General features: G+C 69.2%; 14 protein-coding genes. 7 read left to right on the top strand and 7 right to left on the bottom strand.

The features are described from left to right. Nucleotides 1-10: 10 nt before the first annotated feature. The 3 genes from ACLJRL_RS00405 to ACLJRL_RS00395 form a co-directional block, all read right to left on the bottom strand. Nucleotides 11-1,132 carry a homoserine O-acetyltransferase gene (locus ACLJRL_RS00405; RefSeq protein ID WP_410653951.1) on the bottom strand — a complete coding sequence of 374 codons (1,122 nt, stop codon included), beginning with the start codon at nucleotides 1,130-1,132 and terminating at the stop codon, nucleotides 11-13. Then, nucleotides 1,129-2,430, bottom strand: coding sequence for a bifunctional o-acetylhomoserine/o-acetylserine sulfhydrylase (locus ACLJRL_RS00400; RefSeq protein WP_410653950.1), 1,302 nt, complete (start codon nucleotides 2,428-2,430; stop codon nucleotides 1,129-1,131). Before ACLJRL_RS00400 ends, ACLJRL_RS00405 begins: the two co-directional genes overlap by 4 nt. Nucleotides 2,431-2,508: 78 nt before the next feature. Beyond that, complete coding sequence (locus ACLJRL_RS00395; RefSeq protein WP_410653949.1) at nucleotides 2,509-2,907, bottom strand: glyoxalase superfamily protein; 399 nt, start codon at nucleotides 2,905-2,907, stop codon at nucleotides 2,509-2,511. A 58-nt stretch (nucleotides 2,908-2,965) separates the two neighbouring features. Here ACLJRL_RS00395 and ACLJRL_RS00390 point away from each other — a divergent pair, with 58 nt between their 5' ends. From ACLJRL_RS00390 to ACLJRL_RS00380, 3 genes are read left to right on the top strand one after another with little or no spacing between them, the layout of a single operon-like run. Continuing rightward, nucleotides 2,966-3,325 (top strand): PadR family transcriptional regulator, encoded by a 360-nt coding sequence (locus ACLJRL_RS00390; protein ID WP_410653948.1) that lies wholly within the window; start codon nucleotides 2,966-2,968, stop codon nucleotides 3,323-3,325. Further along, entirely contained in the window at nucleotides 3,322-3,759 is a 438-nt protein-coding gene (locus tag ACLJRL_RS00385; protein ID WP_410653947.1) for a VOC family protein, read from the top strand. The genes ACLJRL_RS00390 and ACLJRL_RS00385 overlap by 4 nt, the downstream gene beginning before the upstream one ends. A 36-nt stretch (nucleotides 3,760-3,795) precedes the next feature. Beyond that, the gene (locus tag ACLJRL_RS00380; RefSeq protein WP_410653946.1) at nucleotides 3,796-5,355 is read left to right on the top strand and encodes a PucR family transcriptional regulator; all 1,560 of its coding nucleotides are present in this window, start codon (nucleotides 3,796-3,798) and stop codon (nucleotides 5,353-5,355) included. A 140-nt stretch (nucleotides 5,356-5,495) separates the two neighbouring features. Here ACLJRL_RS00380 and ACLJRL_RS00375 read toward each other — a convergent pair whose 3' ends face one another. Both ACLJRL_RS00375 and ACLJRL_RS00370 read right to left on the bottom strand, forming a co-directional pair. Then, entirely contained in the window at nucleotides 5,496-5,723 is a 228-nt protein-coding gene (locus ACLJRL_RS00375; RefSeq protein ID WP_007033850.1) for a hypothetical protein, read from the bottom strand. A gap of 182 nt (nucleotides 5,724-5,905) precedes the next feature. After that, on the bottom strand, nucleotides 5,906-6,847 hold the full coding sequence (locus ACLJRL_RS00370; protein ID WP_410653945.1) for a zinc-binding dehydrogenase: 942 nt from the start codon (nucleotides 6,845-6,847) through the stop codon (nucleotides 5,906-5,908). A gap of 178 nt (nucleotides 6,848-7,025) precedes the next feature. On the opposite strand from ACLJRL_RS00370, the gene ald reads away from it, so the two are divergent. The 4 genes from ald to ACLJRL_RS00350 all read left to right on the top strand — a co-directional run bounded on the left by ald (nucleotide 7,026) and on the right by ACLJRL_RS00350 (nucleotide 14,472). Beyond that, nucleotides 7,026-8,141, top strand: coding sequence for an alanine dehydrogenase (ald, locus tag ACLJRL_RS00365; protein WP_410653944.1), 1,116 nt, complete (start codon nucleotides 7,026-7,028; stop codon nucleotides 8,139-8,141). 430 nt (nucleotides 8,142-8,571) lie between these two features. After that, nucleotides 8,572-9,741, top strand: coding sequence for an ABC transporter ATP-binding protein (locus tag ACLJRL_RS00360; RefSeq protein ID WP_410653943.1), 1,170 nt, complete (start codon nucleotides 8,572-8,574; stop codon nucleotides 9,739-9,741). Next, nucleotides 9,741-10,625: an ABC transporter permease gene (locus ACLJRL_RS00355; RefSeq protein WP_410653942.1), complete on the top strand. Its 885-nt coding sequence runs from the start codon at nucleotides 9,741-9,743 to the stop codon at nucleotides 10,623-10,625. The genes ACLJRL_RS00360 and ACLJRL_RS00355 overlap by 1 nt, the downstream gene beginning before the upstream one ends. 124 nt (nucleotides 10,626-10,749) lie before the next feature. Continuing rightward, nucleotides 10,750-14,472, top strand: a complete 3,723-nt coding sequence (locus tag ACLJRL_RS00350) for an ABC transporter ATP-binding protein (protein ID WP_410653941.1) — start codon at nucleotides 10,750-10,752, stop codon at nucleotides 14,470-14,472. A 50-nt stretch (nucleotides 14,473-14,522) separates the two neighbouring features. On the opposite strand, the gene ACLJRL_RS00345 is transcribed toward ACLJRL_RS00350, so the two are convergent. Together ACLJRL_RS00345 and ACLJRL_RS00340 are read right to left on the bottom strand one after the other, a co-directional pair. Continuing rightward, nucleotides 14,523-14,834, bottom strand: a complete 312-nt coding sequence (locus ACLJRL_RS00345) for a hypothetical protein (RefSeq protein WP_410653940.1) — start codon at nucleotides 14,832-14,834, stop codon at nucleotides 14,523-14,525. 160 nt (nucleotides 14,835-14,994) lie between these two features. Then, nucleotides 14,995-15,303, bottom strand: a complete 309-nt coding sequence (locus tag ACLJRL_RS00340) for a hypothetical protein (RefSeq protein ID WP_410653939.1) — start codon at nucleotides 15,301-15,303, stop codon at nucleotides 14,995-14,997. Between the last annotated feature and the right edge of the window lie 135 nt (nucleotides 15,304-15,438).

Genomic DNA, 15,438 nt, shown 5'->3' with positions numbered 1-15,438 from the left:
TGGTGCGGCGCTAACCGAGCAGCAGTTTCACCAGCCGAGCGATCTGCTCGGTCTCGATCAAGAACGAGTCGTGCCCATATGGCGAGCTGATGACGGCGAACTCCGCGCCCTCGACGCCGTCCGCGATCTCCTGCGACTGGTACAGCGGGTAGAGCCGGTCACTGTCCACCCCGGCGGCGACCGTACGCGCGGTGATCCGGCCGAGCGCGCTCGCGACGCCGCCCCGCCCGCGGCCGACGTCGTGGGTGTTCATCGATTCGGTGAGGACCACGTAACTGCCGGCGTCGAAGCGGCGTGACAGCTTCCCTGCGTGATGGTCCAAATAGGACTCGACGGCGAACCGGCCGCCGTGCAGCGGGTCTTCGCCGTCCTGGGCCCGGCGCCCGAACCGTTGCGCCAGTTCGGGTTCGCTGCGATAGGTGACGTGCGCGATCCGGCGCGCGATGCCGAGCCCGTGGTGCGGCCCGGCACCGGGGATGTCGTGGTAGTCGCCGCCGTGCCAGCCCGGGTCGGACCGGATGGCGTGCAGTTGCGGCGCGGCCCAGGCGATCTGGTCGGCCGACGCCTGCGCCGTCGACGCCAGGACGAGCAGCGACGCGACCCGCTCCGGCTCGCTCACCGCCCATTCCAGCGCGCGCATGCCGCCCATCGATCCGCCGAGGACCGCGGCCCACCGGTCGATGCCCAGCGCGTCGGCGAGGACGACTTCTGCGGCCACCTGATCGCGCGCGGTGACCGCGGGAAACCTGCTGCCCCAAGAATTTCCCTGCGGATGCGGCGACGACGGACCGGTCGATCCCTGGCAGCCGCCGAGCACATTCGGGACCACGACGAAGAATTCGCCGGTGTCGATCGCCTTACCGGGTCCGATCAGGCCGTCCCACCAGCCCGGGCTGCCGTGCCCGTCCTCCGCCGGGCCGACGGCGTGGCTGTCCCCGGTGAGTGCGTGCTCGACGAGAATCGCGTTGGTACCGCCGGAATTCAGCGTTCCCCACGTTTCGTAAGCGAGCGTGAAAGGCACCGCGTTCCCGGTTTCGAGCGCCTGGGTACCGGTGACGAACCGGCGGCGCCCAGGCGGATCCCCCTCCCGCCACGCACCGGCGACGGAAGGGGGAACGGGAGCCTGGGTCACAGAGCCGCCTTGGCCGCCCGGAATCCCGCCTCGAGGTCGGCCTTGAGGTCTTCGATGCCTTCCAGCCCGACGGCGAGCCGCACGAGCCCCGGCGTGACACCGCTCGACGCCTGCTCTTCCGGCGTGAGCTGGCTGTGCGTCGTCGATGCCGGGTGCACGATCAGGCTGCGCACGTCACCGATGTTGACCAGCTGGCTGTGCAGTTCCGTACCGTCCACAAAGGCCCGTCCGGCGTCGACACCGCCGCGCAGGTCGAAGGACAGGACAGCGCCGGCGCCCTTCGGCAGGTACTTCTGCGCGGCCGCGTGGAACGGGCTCGACGGCAGCCCGGCGTAGTACACCTTCTCGACCTCGTCGCGCTGCTCCAGCCATTCGGCCAGCGCCTGCGCGTTCGCCACGTGCCGCTCCAGACGCAGCGACAGCGTCTCGATCCCTTGCAAGATCAGGAAACTGTTCAGCGGCGCGATCGCGGCACCGGTGTCGCGCAGGATCTGCACGCGGGCCTTGGCGGCGTACGCGCCCGGTCCGAGCGCCTCCCAGTACTTGAGACCGTTATAGCTCGGGTCGGCCTCGTTGAAGCCCGGGAACCGCGCGGGGTCCTTGCCGAAGTCGAACGTGCCGCCGTCGACCAGCACGCCGGCGACGGTGGTGCCGTGGCCGCCCAGGTACTTCGTGGCCGAGTGGACCACGATGTCGGCGCCGTGCTCGATCGGACGCACCAGGTACGGGGTCGGCACGGTGTTGTCCACCACCAGCGGGACACCGACCTCGTGCGCGGCGTCGGCGACCGCGCGGATGTCGAGCACGTTGCTGCCCGGGTTGGCCAGCGTCTCGGCGAAGAAGAGTTTGGTGTTGGGCCGGACCGCGGCCTTCCACTGCTCGATGTCGTCCTGGTCCTCGACGAACGAGACCTCGATGCCGAGTTTCGGTAGTGTGTAATGGAAAAGGTTGTACGTGCCGCCGTAGAGCGACGGGCTGGAGACGAAGTGGTCACCCGCGTTCGCGAGGTTCAGGATGGCCGCCGTCGTGGCCGCGCTCCCGGAGGCGAACGCCAGTGCCGCGACACCGCCTTCGAGCGCGGCGAGACGCTGTTCGAGGACGTCCTGCGTGGGGTTGTTGATCCGCGTGTAGATGTTGCCGGGCTCAGCGAGGCTGAACAGATCGGCGCCGTGCTGGCTGTCGCGGAACACGTACGAAGTGGTCTGGTAGATCGGGGTCGCCCGCGCGCCGGTGGCCGTGTCCGGCGCCGCGCCCGCGTGGATCTGCTTGGTCTCGAACGACCATCCGTCCGCGCTCATCGCGATTCTCCTAGCGGTTCAAGGGGTTCGGCTGTTGTCACCGAAGCTAGCTCCGCCGAACGGAGCACCCAACCACTCTCAGGAGGTGGGATTCCTTTCCTGAAGGGCGAACCTGTTGCCCTCGGAGTCGACGAACATCGCCCACCAGCCCCACGGCTGCTTCTCCGGACGGGCCGGGAACTCGACACCTTTCGCCGAAAGTTCCGCGTAGGTCTTCTCGATGTCATCCGCGTAGAAGAAGAAGTTGGCCGTCGGCACTTCGTCGCGTACCGCGAAGCGCTTGAGGTCCTCCGGCGCGGTGCTGAGGACGAGCGCCGTGCCGCCGTCGGCCGAGGTGACTTCGACCCACCGGCTGCCCTTGTCGTCGTAAGGCACATCGGTGGTGATCTCGAATCCGACGACCTCCGACCAGAACTTCTTCGCCCGCTCCTGATCGTGTACTCCGACGACGATCTTGTGCACGCCTCGAATCGTCACGTCTCGCTCCTCGTGTATCCATCATGGATATAACGAGATCGGAGTGTATGCTCCCCGCATGGCCGACGGCAACCCGCAGCTCACCCCCGCGGCGTTCCAGACCCTGCTCGCCCTCGCGAACGGCAAGGGCGGGCGCGCGCACGGCTACGCGATCATGGGTTTCGTCGACGAAGTGAGCGGCGGAGGCGCCCAGCTCGGACCGGGCACGCTGTACCGGACGCTGGCGAGGCTGGTCGCCGACGGCCTGGTCGAAGAAGCCGCCGACGCGAGCGAGGACAAGCCCCACGACTCGCGCCGCCGCTACTACCGGTTGACCCGCGCGGGCCGCGAAGTCGCCGCGCGCGAGGCGGAGTTCCTGAGCCGCCTCGTCGCCGTCGCCGGTCAGGCCGGTCTGCTGAAGCGGGCGGAATCGGCGTGAGCCGGGCGCTCGGCCTCGTGCCGCATCTGTTCGTCAAGGACGTCGACACGTCACTTTCCTTCTACGGCAAGGCGTTCGGCGCGGTGGAACTGTTCCGCAACGTACTGCCGAACGGCGTCGTGCTGTTCGTGGAACTCGCCGTCGGCGACGCGCGGCTGCTGGTGAGCCAGGAGATCCCACAGCTCGACGCCCTGGCGCCGGCCACCCTCGGCGGCACGCCCATGCTGCTGACGATGGAGACCGAAGACCCCGATGACGTGGTGCGGCGCGCGGTGTTCGCGGGTGCCCGGGTGGAGGCGCCGGTCGAGGAGATGTTCTTCGGCGAGCGGTACGGCCGGATCGTCGATCCCGACGGGCACCGGTGGGCGCTGACGACCAAACGGGAGCAGTTCACCCCCGAGGACATCGACGCGAGGACCCCGCCCGAGGTCTGACGTGTGCCGCGGTCTCACCTGCTGGACAATCACCTCATGGTTTCTGTGCGCAGCGTCGTCGACCGGGTGGGGCCGACGCTGTTGCACGCGCTGCAGGTCCCCGAAGAGTCTCCCGCCGTCGGCGACGTCGTCATCGCGGAACCCGGCAGCCCGGCCACCCTCGCCGCCGGCGACCTCGTGCTCGGCGTGGCCATCACCGAGACGTCGGAGGCCGCCGAACTCGTCCGGCTCAGCGCGTCGAAAGGTGCCGCCGCGGTCCTGCTGAAACCGCCGCTCGCGGCGAAACCGTCGGTGAAGCGGGCGGCGAAAACGGCGGAAATCGCGCTGATCGAGGTGCGCTCGGCGACGTCGTGGGCCCAGCTCGTCTGGCTGCTCCGGACCGTCCTCGACGCGCTGGCCGACGAATCCGACGCGCTGGAGGACGGCGGCGGCCCCGGCTCCGGCGACCTGTTCCGGCTCGCGGACGCGGTCGCCTCGGTCGTCGACGCGCCGGTGACCATCGAGGACACCAACTCGCGGGTGCTCGCCTACTCGGCCCGCCAGGACCTGACCGACTCCGCGCGCGTGTCCACGATCATGGGCCGCCGCATCCCCGACGACGTCCTCGCGCGGTTCCGTTCACGCGGGGTGTTCCGCGAGCTTTCCCGGGGGCGGCAAACGATCTTCGTGCCCGCGCAGCGCGACGGAACGCTGCCCCGGCTCATCGTGCCGATCCGGATGGGCGGTGAACTGCTGGGTTCGATGTGGGCGGTCGTCGCGGGCCCGGTGTCCGACGAACGCGCGGCGGCCTTCGCCGACGCCGCCCCCGTCGTCGCGTTGCACCTGCTGCGCCGTCGCGCGCATACCGACTCGCAGCGCCGCGTCTCGGCCGAACTGCTGCGTGCCGTGCTCGAAGGGAAGGTCAGCCCGCGCAAGGCGATCGCGGAGCTCGACCTCTCCGAGGAACCACATCGCGTCGTCGTCATCGAGGTCTCCGGTGGCGACGGCCGTGACGACGAAGGGCTGCGGCTCGCCCTCCTCGAACGGATCTCGCAGGGAGTGGGCAGACGGCCGATGGCCACCGAACTCGGCGGCCTGCTCTACGCCGTCGTCCCGGACGGTGACGGCTGGGACGAACTCCGCGCCGCGCTCGAAGCACTGCCGGCGTCGCGCCGGGGCGGGACACCGCGGGCGGCCGCGGGGTCGGCCTGCGAGATCGGCGAACTCGCGACCTCGCGGATCCAGGCCGACGAAGCGCTGGGGCTTCTGCGCGCGAGACTCGTTCCCGGCCGCGTCGTGGTCTTCGACGAGGCGTGGACGGCGCTTTCGCTACACCGCGGCGCGACGGTGGCGAGTACCGCGAAGGTCGCCGAACTCGGCCCGCTCGGTCTGTTGCGGACACACGACGAAACCCACGAGACCGGCTACGTCGACACGCTGTACCAGTGGCTGCGACATCCCGGGAACCCGCGCGCGGCCGCGAAGGAACTCCGGATCCATCCCAATACCCTGCGGTACCGCATGCGGCGGCTGCTCGATCTCGTCCCGCTCGACCTGGACGATCCCGATGTCCGGCTCGCGTTGACCACACAACTCGTTTCCCTGCGGTGGAGCTGACAGGTTCAACAAAAGAGTCTTCACAAACGAACACTTTGTAGCGTGACAAAAAGATGTGCGGACGTCATGAAAGGGTCTTTCAAGACACCGGCGCCGATTTCCCGGCGCGTCTCGAAAGACCCTTTCCTGACATCCGGCGGCTAGTGAGCGCTGGCCCGGTATCCGTCCTCAATGGTCTGGCGTACCGCGGCGAGCAGATCCGCCCCGGGGTAAAGCGGCAGAAGCACACCGGGGCCGCCATCGACCCGCAACGCGGCTTCGTAACCGTGTCCTGGAGTTTCGACCAGGCCCACGATGACATCAGCCGGATTGCCTTCGGTGTCGACGGTGCGGACACGCCGCTCCCGCCGCCAGTCCTGATTTGTCATGCGGAACAGAATGGCACCTTACCGGCCAGTAAGATCAACATCTTGACTCGATCGTGCTGCATTTACCGATCTGCAGGATGCACGGCCGCGCTCACCCCCAGCGAACGCGGCCGTACATCCTCCGATCATCGTGCAGACAAGAACGAAATCCCGCCATCCCCTTTCGTTTCACCGATGCCGCATCAGACCTCGAGCAACGTCTTGCCGATCGCGCCCCGCGACTGCATGACGGCGTGCGCGTCGGCCGCGCGATCGAGCGGGAATCGTTGCCCGATGACGGGTTCCAGCAGCCCGGCCGCGGCGGCGGCGAGCGCGGATTCGGTGAACGCCCGCATCTGCGCCGGACCGCCGAGCCGCTGGATCACGGTGACCCCGCGCGCGGCCGCGTCCTCTTCGGACACCTCGGTCCACGAGCCGCTCGACAACCCGTAGATCAACATCCGCCCGCCGGGCTTCAGCAACCCGAACGCCGACGTCCCGACCTCCCCGCCGACCCCGTCGAACACGACGTCGACCTCGCCCGCCTTCGCTGCCCAGTCCGGTTCGAGATAGTCGACCGCCAGGTCAGCGCCCCGTTCCCGGACATGACCGGCCTTCGCGGGGCCGCCTGCCGCCCCGACGACCTCGGCGCCCGCGGCCTTGGCGAGCTGGACGATCAGCCCGCCGACACCCCCGGCCGCCGCCTCGACCAGCACGCGCTCCCCCGGCTCGATCCCCGCGGCGGTCACCAGCGCCGTCGCCGTGCGGCCGTCGGCGAGGATCGCCACCGCCGCGTCGAGGGCCAGGCCGTCCGGGACCTCGAACACGGACTCGGCCGCGACGGCGACCCGCTGCGCGTATCCCCCGGAGCCGCCGGTCGAGGTCACGACCCGTTTCCCGACCAGTCCGGGATCGGTGCCTTCACCGATCGCGCTGATCACGCCGCCGACGCCGTTGCCCGGGATCATCGGCAATTCCGCGCGATAGGGCCCGCTCCCGGTCGCCCGGAACTGCGTCTCGACGAACGTGATGTTGGCGAAGGCCACTTCGATCAGCACCTGGCCCGCTGCCGGGACCGGGTCGGGGGCATCCCCGGCGACGAGCACCTCGGGTCCGCCGAACTCTTTCAACCACACGGCTCTCATGTCACCCAAGGTGCAAGCTCCAGCTGACTGGAGGTCAAGGGATTGTGCCGAGGTCACCACGGTTGGCTTTCAAGACTGTTCCCGCCGCACGATGACACCGCCGTCCGGGTACATCACCGTGAGTGGCAGCACCTTTGTGTACGCCCGTACATCCGTAGACCGCAGCAGGAGGCACGCAGTGCGTATCGCCGTCCCCCGTGAAATCAAGAAGCACGAGTACCGGGTGGCGCTCACCCCGGCGGGCGTGCACGAACTGACCGGGCGCGGCCACGACGTCTTCGTCGAAACCGGCGCCGGCCTGGGCTCGTCCATCACCGACGAGGAGTACGTCGCCGCGGGCGCGAAGGTGCTCGCGACGGCCGAGGAGACCTGGTCCGAAGGCGAACTGGTGCTCAAGGTCAAGGAGCCGATCGCCTCGGAGTACCCGCGGCTGCGGGGCGACCAGGTGCTGTTCACCTACCTGCACATCGCCGCGGACCGCCCGCTGACCGACGCGCTGCTCGCGGCGGGCACCACCGGGATCGCGTACGAGACGGTGCAGACCCCGAATCGCGCGCTGCCGCTGCTCGCGCCGATGTCCGAGGTCGCCGGCCGGCTGGCCCCGCAGGTGGGCGCGTACTCGCTGATGAAGCCGAGCGGTGGCCGCGGTGTGCTGCCCGGCGGCATCCCCGGCGTCCACCCGGCGCGAGTGGTCGTCATCGGCGGCGGGGTCGCCGGCATCAACGCGGCACGGGTCGCGCTCGGGCTCGGCTCGGACGTCGAAATCCTCGACACCAACGTCGACCGCCTCCGCCAGATCGACAACGACTTCGGCGGCCGCATCCGCACGGTGACGTCGAACGCGCTTTCGGTCGAACAGGCCGTGCTCGAAGCCGACATGGTCATCGGCGCGGTGCTCGTTCCCGGCGCGAAGGCGCCGAAGCTGGTCTCGAACGACCTCGTTTCGCGGATGCGTCCCGGCAGCGTGCTGGTGGACATCGCGATCGACCAGGGCGGCTGCTTCGCCGACTCGCGTCCGACCACGCACGACGAGCCGACCTACAAGGTCCACGAGTCGGTCTTCTACTGCGTCGCGAACATGCCGGGCGCTGTCCCGCGTACGTCGACCTACGGCCTCACCAACGTGACGCTGCCCTACGCCGTCCAGCTGGCGGAGCACGGCTGGCACAAGGCGCTGCAGGCCGACGCGTCGCTGGCGATAGGCCTCAACACCCACGCGGGTGCCCTGACCAACGCCCCGGTCGCGGCCGCCCACGGCCTGCCGGCCACGGACCTGGCGTCCGTCCTGGCCTGACCCGGCCGCACAAAGCGCGTGAGGGCCACCCTCAGGGACTCTGAGTCCCTGAGGGTGGCCCTCACGCGCTTCTTCACGAACATGCCCCAGATATAACGGCGGCCCGCTCAACCAACCTGGGGGTCATTGGGAGCGGGCCGCCTCCTACATCGTAGGTAATAAGTCGCCGCAGCGCTGCATGGGGTTGCCATGTCGTTCGAATTATTTCCTCACGAGATGCCGTCGCACTCGGTGAACTTCCGCGATCGCCGCGCCAAAACCGGTAGTCAGCGGCCGTTCGGCCCAGCTTCGGCTGCGCTGCGGAACCACCCGGTCACCGGCCGAACGTGATGAAGGTCGCTTTCGGCGGATTGACCCCTTCCGCAGGTGCGGACTCGGCGCGTACGGCAGGATGTCGCGTGATCGGCCTTCGTCAACAAAAGGGGACGGTATGCACGACGGAAGTGGCCGCATCGCGGTACAGAACCTCAGCAAGCAGTTCGGTGCGGTCAATGCGGTCCAGAACCTCAGTTTCACGGTGGAACCGGGCTCGGTGACCGGCTTCCTCGGCCCGAACGGCGCCGGGAAGACGACGACGCTGCGGATGCTGCTGGGTCTGGTGACCCCCACCAACGGCACGGCGACCATCAACGGGCGCCCGCACGACCAGCTGGGCACTCCGGCCAGGGTCGTCGGTTCGGTGCTGGAGAACGAGGGTTTCCACCCGGGACGCACGGCGCGGAATCACCTGCGCGTGTATTCGGCCGCGATCGGGATGCCGGACCAGCGGGTGGACGAGGTACTCGGCCTGGTGGGCCTGTCGTCCGCGGCGGATCGGAAGGCCGGCGGTTTCTCGCTCGGTATGCGGCAGCGGCTGGCGCTCGCCACGGCGTTGCTGGGCGACCCGCAGGTGCTGGTGCTGGACGAGCCGACGAACGGCCTCGACCCCGAAGGCATCCTGTGGCTGCGGAACTTCCTGCGCGCCTATGCGCGTGAGGGACGCACGGTGCTGGTCTCGAGCCACCTGCTGAACGAGGTCGAGCAGACGATCGACCAGGTCATCATCATCAGCCAGGGCATGACGCGCTACAACGGCTCGCTGGACCAGTTGCGCAAGAGCAACCAGTCGCGGGTGCTGGTGCAGTCCGCCGACGCGAACGGCCTGGTGGCCGCGATGCAGGAAGCGGGCATCACGCAGGTCTCGCCGATGCCGGACGGCCGGGTCGCGGTCGCCGGTGCGACGGTGCAGCAGATCGGTGACATCTCCGCGAAGGCGAGCATCGCCGTCTACGGCATGCAGGAGGAGACGGCGGATCTGGAGCGGATGTTCTTCCAGCTGACCCAGGGGCAGTACGCCGCCCCGCAGCCCGGGTTCCAGCAGGGTCCGCCTCCGGGTTATCAGGGCCCGCCGCCCGGCTACCAGGGTCCGCCGCCGGGGTACGCCCCGCAGAACACGCCGCCGCCCGGATTCGCGCCGCCGAACACCCCGGCTCCCGGATTCGCGCCGCCGCAGCAGTACCAGCAGGGACAGCCGCCGCAGCAACAGCAGCAGCAGTACCAGCAGCCGCCGCAGCAGCCGGCGCAGCAGGGCCAGAACGAGGGCTGGGGAGGCCAGGGCTGATGGGCAACCTGATCAAGGCGGAGTTCCGCAAGACGCTCACGCTCAAGGCGTGGTGGGCGCTGATGATCCCCGCGGTGGTCTTCGCGTTCGCGTTCGCCCTGTTCTGGGGCATGATCACGAACGACTTCAGCGACTTCCTCGGGCGCTCCGACACCCGTGAACTGACCGAAGCACTCGGCATCTCGACCGGCGAACTGCCCGTCGGCCTGCTCGCGCTCGGGCACGGCATCAACATCGGCACGATGATCCCGATCATCTTCGGTGTCTTCGCGCTCGCCGGTGAGTACACGAAGAAGACGATCACGACGACGTTCCTCACCGCCCCGAACCGGGTTTCGGCGCTGAGCGCGAAGATGATCACCTACGTCGCGTGGGGCGCGATCTACGGTGTGATCATCGTGGCCGCGGCGAGCCTCGGCACAGTGATCACGGTCGACAGCGCGCGCCTGCCGACGGCGGGCCAGTGGCTGGGCGTGCTCGGTGCCGGCGTCCTCGCGACGATCCTCGCGACCCTGTTCGGCATCGGGGTCGGCGCGGTGTGGCGCAGCGTGGTCGGCAGCATCATCACCTTGACCATCTGGATGCTCGTCGTCGAGAACGTCCTGGTGTTCGTCATGTTCGGCGCCGCCGACATCACGTGGCTGGGCGGTGTCCTGCCGAACGGCACGGTCAACGGCATCGTGGGCGCCATCGGCGCGGAAGCGTTCGGCGCCGCCGGCGTGAAGGTGCCCGGCCTGCAGGACGAGACGGCATGGGCACTGCAGTACGCGGCCGGCGCTCCCGGCGCGTTCTCGTGGTGGGCGTCCGCGCTCATCTTCTTCGGCTGGACGATGATCTTCTTCCTCGCCGGCTGGGCCGTGAACCAGAAGAAGGACATCACGTAGTCCCTCACCACCGCGTGCCATGAACGGCCCGTTACTTGCAAATTTCGCAAGTAACGGGCCGTTCATAGCGTTCGGCCGGCGAAACTCGTCCGAGCCTGTCGGTGCGGGCACATAGGCTGGCGAGGTGACTACTGCTCCACCTCGTCCGCGTCAAGCCGGCCCGTCCCGTGAGACGGCCCCCATTCCCACCGGAGGCTGGATCCGCCGGCTGGCCGCTTCGTGCTGGAAACATCCTTGGCTGGTCGTCCTGTCGCTGGGCGCGGCGATCATCGGCGTCGGGCTGCAGGCCGCCGGGCCGCTGCTGATCCGGGAGGCGCTCGACGGCGCGGTCGCCGGGGACAACTCCCGCCTCGGCCTGCTCGCCGCCGTGATGGCCGTCCTGCAGGTACTGACCTTCGGCAACGCCTTCGCCCGCCGGTACGTCGGCGGCCGGCTCGCGCTCGACGTCCAGCACGACCTGCGCCGCCAGGTTTTCAACGCGGTCTCCCGGCTCGACGGCGGCAAACAGGACGCGCTGCGCACCGGGCAGGTCGCCTCGCGCGCGATCTCGGATCTGCAGCTGGTCACCTCGGTCCTGATGCAGGTGCCGCTCTCGGCGGGGTCGGTGATCTTCGCGCTGCTCTCGCTCGGCGCGATGCTGTGGATGTCGCCGACGCTGACCCTGATCGCGATGGTGGTCGCCCCGGCGATCGCGATCATCATGGCGGTGAGCCGGAAACGGCTGTTCCCCGCGACGTGGGCAGCGCAGCAGCGCGCCGCCGATGTCGCGCAGCAGGTCGAGGAGACCGTCACCGGCGTACGCGTGGTTAAGGGCTTCGGCCAGGAGGCGCGCGAAGTCGCGAAGCTGGAGAAGACGGCGAGGAAGCTCTTCGCCGAACGCATGCGCGCGGCCCGGCTGTCCTCGCTGCCCACGGCCACGACGGCGGCGCTGCCCGCGGCGGGCCAGGTCGCGGTGCTGGCCGTCGGCGGTGTGCTCGCGCTGAAGGGCGAGATCAGCCTCGGCACCTTCCTGGCGTTCGCGACCTATCTCTCCATCCTGATCGGCCCGGCCCGGATGATCTCGAGCCTGGTCGTGCAGGCGCAGCTCACCCGCGCGGGCGCGGAACGGGTCAACGAACTGATCGACGCGCAGCCGGACGTCACCGACAGCCCGGACGCGCGGCCACTGCCCGAGGGCCCGCTCGGGGTCCGGCTGGAGGACGTCGGTTTCGGCTACACGCGGTCGGATCCGGTACTCGACGGCCTGACGCTGGAGGCCCGGCCGGGCGAGACGCTCGCCCTGGTCGGCACGGCCGGTTCCGGGAAATCGACGATCTCCCTGCTGCTGCCCCGGTTCTACGACGTGCACAGCGGTTCGGTCCAGGTCGGCGACCTCGACGTGCGAGACATCCGGCAGCACGACCTGCGCAGCGCGATCGGCGTCGTCTTCGAAGAGGCGTTCCTGTTCTCTTCGTCGGTGCGCGACAACATCGCCTACGGCAGGCCGGACGCGAGTGACGACGAGATCCGCGCGGCCGCGCGGGCGGCGGAAGCGGACGAGTTCATCCAGCGCCTCCCGGACGGCTACGAGACGCTCGTCGGCGAGCGTGGCCTGACGCTGTCCGGCGGTCAGCGTCAACGTCTGGGCCTGGCCAGGGCGTTGATGACCGATCCACGCGTGCTCGTCCTCGACGACGCGACGTCCGCCATCGACACCGTCACCGAAGCCGCGATCCACGACACCCTGCGTTCGGTCACCGAAGGCCGGACGACGCTGCTGATCGCGCACCGCCGCTCCACCCTCTCCCTCGCCGACCGGATCGCAGTCCTGGACCAGGGCCGCGTGGTCGATGTCGGCACGGAGGAGGAACTGCTGGCGCGGTGCCCGCTGTTCCGCGAACTCGTCGCGGGGCCGGGAGACGACGTCGAGGAACCGCACCGCTGCGAAGGACTCGACTGCGGTCCCGAGGGCGTCACCGCCGCGCTGTGGCCGGCGCAGGACGACACCGATGAACTGGCAGCCGAGCGGAAGGGCAGCGGCGGCGAGTGGGACGTCGACCTTCCGCCGACCGGCGAGCTCCTCGACGGGGTCCGGAAACTCCCACCCGCCACGGATACGCCGAAGCTCCCTGGCACGGACATCACCGCGCCCGAGCCGAAGTTCCGCCTCGGCCGGCTGCTGAAACCGGTGCGCGGCCCGCTCGCCGTGGTGATCGGCCTGGTCGCGGCGGACGCGCTGGCCACCATCGCGATGCCGGCGCTGTACCAGTACGGCATCGACAACGGTGTGCGCACCGGGCTGGAGGCGGTGATCTGGCTGGCCGCCGGGATCGGCGCGCTGGTGATCGTCGTGGACTGGCTGGCGATCTACTTCCAGACCAAGATGACCGCGCGGGTCGGCGAAACGGTGCTGTTTTCGCTGCGCGTGCGCAGTTACGCGCACCTGCAACGGCTCGGGCTCGACTTCTACGAACGCGAACTGTCCGGGAAGATCATGACCCGGATGACGACCGACGTCGACGCGCTGTCGACGTTCCTGCAGACCGGTGTCGCACAGGCCGTGGTGAGCGCGCTGACCCTGGTCGGGATCGCGGCGGCCCTGATGATCACCGACATCGGGCTGGCGGCGTACGCGCTCGCCGTGCTGCCGATCCTCATCGTGGCGACGGTGATCTTCCGCCGAGCCTCGTCGAAGGCGTACACCGAAGCGCGGGAACGCGTCAGCGTCGTCAACGCGGACATGCAGGAGAACGTGAACGGGCTGCGGGTCGCGCAGGCGTACACGCGCGAAGAGCGCACGGCGGAGAAGTTCGCTTCCCGCAGCGACGAGTACCGGCGTTCGCGCTTGCGCGCGCAGCGCCTCGTCGCGACGTACTTCCCCTTCGCCGCAATGCTTTCCGGACTCGCCGAAGTCGTCGTACTGGTCGTCGGCGCGAACCGGGTCGCGGCGGGCAGCCTGTCGGCCGGTGTGCTGGTGGCGTTCCTGCTGTACCTGGGCCAGTTCTTCTCACCGATCCAGCAGTTGTCCTCGGTCTTCGACGGATACCAGCAGGCGCGGGTCGGTCTCGAACGGATCGGCGACCTGTTGCGCACGCCGACTTCCGTTCCGCAGGCGGAAAAACCGGTCGCGGTACCGGAGCGGCTGCGGGGTGAGGTCTCCTTCAAGGAGGTCGATTTCGCTTACACGGCCAAGGATGAGCCCGCGCTGAGGCAGCTGACACTGGAGGTCGCGGCCGGCGAGACCATCGCGCTGGTCGGCGAGACCGGTGCCGGGAAGTCGACGGCGGTGAAGCTCGTCGCGCGGTTCTACGACGCGACCGGCGGCGTGGTCCGGATCGACGGCGTGGACGTCCGCGAGTACGACCTGGCCACATTGCGCACACGGATGGGCGTGGTGCCACAGGAAGCGCACTTGTTCTCGGGGACCGTCGCGGACAACGTGCGCTACGGCAGGCCTTCCGCGTCCGACGCGGAGGTCGAGGCGGCCGTCCGGTCCGTCGGCGCACTCGACGGCGTCGCGGCCCTCCCGGCCGGTTTCCACCAGCCCGTCGGCGAACGCGGGCGATCTCTTTCGGCCGGGCAACGCCAGCTCGTCGCGCTCGCCCGCGCCGAACTCGTGGACCCCGACGTCCTCCTGCTCGACGAGGCGACCGCGGCACTGGACCCGTCCACCGAAGCGGCCGTGCTGCGCGCGACGGAACAACTCGCCCGCCGCCGCACGACCTTCGTCGTCGCGCACCGCCTCGCCACCGCCGCCAAGGCCGACCGGATCGTGGTCCTCGGCCACGGCCGGATCCTCGAACAGGGCACGCACACGGAACTGCTGGCGGCCGATGGCCACTACGCACGCCTGTGGGCCCTGGGCTAGCGACCTCGTGAGTGTTTCGGGTCCTTCTAACGACCCGAAACACTCACGACTCACGCGGCCGAAAGGTCCAGCTGGAACTGCGCCCCCGGCACCTCGGGCGCCCACCCTTGCGCCAGCGCCAGCCGGATCGCCCGCTCGACATCCGAAGGCAGCACCGCTTTCGACGGTTCCCCCATGAAGTTCAACGGGTGCGCGTGGTCGGTCTGGACGACCAGCACCGCGCCACGCGCGTCTTCGAGCTCCACCGCGTAGGACATGGCACAGCCCTGTTCCTGGGTATAGGTCGGCTTCCGCCGGACGACCCACCGGTAAGCGATCTCGTCGACCACGATCCGCCGCGACCCCTTGCGTACCAAAGACATACCGGCCCCCTTTCTCGAAATCAGCATGCCCGGTCGAGCAAGGGAATTACTCATCAGCGGCGAGGACGCCGATCGCTATGTCGACAAAGACATCACGCTGTCACCGACGTCACACCGGTCATGCGCGAGATCGGCGCCCCGCGGAGCGTCCGTACCCCGGCTAAGGCCGCCAGGTGAGCCCGCTCATTCCGGCGACTTCGAGGTCCTCCGCCGAAGCCCACCGGAAAGTCCCCGGCCGGACGTGCACCCCCGCCGTCACCGCCCAGTCCGGCTCGTCGGGTTCGACGTGCTCCATCTCCTTGAAGTCGGAGAGCGTCGGCCAGACCGCGGTGCACGAGTCGCACATCAGCACGACCTTCCCGGACTCGGTGACCAACGGGCGCACGCGCCCCTCGTCCCAGAACGACGGACACTCGTCCAGCCACATCGTCTGCCACCACCTCGCGGCGATCGGCGGCCGGCACGACACCGGCCGCATCCTCCACCCAGAAAAGCCCTCGGAGATGAACGAAGGGCTGTCCAGGCACGACCACCTCGCCAACCTTCACCGAAGAAACAGTGACCTGACCTGCGCAGACGGCGAAGTGACAGCAAAGGTCCCTTG

The sequence above is a fragment of the Amycolatopsis sp. lyj-112 genome (genome assembly GCF_046549055.1).
GTDB lineage: Bacteria > Actinomycetota > Actinomycetes > Mycobacteriales > Pseudonocardiaceae > Amycolatopsis.
The sequence above is the reverse complement of the archived record's forward strand: the minus strand, read 5'-3'. Positions and strand labels throughout refer to the sequence as shown.

Excerpts from the sequence above, each read along its gene's own strand:
- ACLJRL_RS00400 (WP_410653950.1), bottom strand. The coding sequence starts at position 2,430 with ATGAGCGCGGACGGATGGTCGTTCGAGACCAAGCAGATCCACGCGGGC.
- ACLJRL_RS00390 (WP_410653948.1), top strand. The coding sequence starts at position 2,966 with ATGGCCGACGGCAACCCGCAGCTCACCCCCGCGGCGTTCCAGACCCTG.
- ACLJRL_RS00380 (WP_410653946.1), top strand. The coding sequence starts at position 3,796 with ATGGTTTCTGTGCGCAGCGTCGTCGACCGGGTGGGGCCGACGCTGTTG.
- ACLJRL_RS00375 (WP_007033850.1), bottom strand. The coding sequence starts at position 5,723 with ATGACAAATCAGGACTGGCGGCGGGAGCGGCGTGTCCGCACCGTCGAC.
- ACLJRL_RS00370 (WP_410653945.1), bottom strand. The coding sequence starts at position 6,847 with ATGAGAGCCGTGTGGTTGAAAGAGTTCGGCGGACCCGAGGTGCTCGTC.
- ACLJRL_RS00360 (WP_410653943.1), top strand. The coding sequence starts at position 8,572 with ATGCACGACGGAAGTGGCCGCATCGCGGTACAGAACCTCAGCAAGCAG.
- ACLJRL_RS00355 (WP_410653942.1), top strand. The coding sequence starts at position 9,741 with ATGGGCAACCTGATCAAGGCGGAGTTCCGCAAGACGCTCACGCTCAAG.
- ACLJRL_RS00345 (WP_410653940.1), bottom strand. The coding sequence starts at position 14,834 with ATGTCTTTGGTACGCAAGGGGTCGCGGCGGATCGTGGTCGACGAGATC.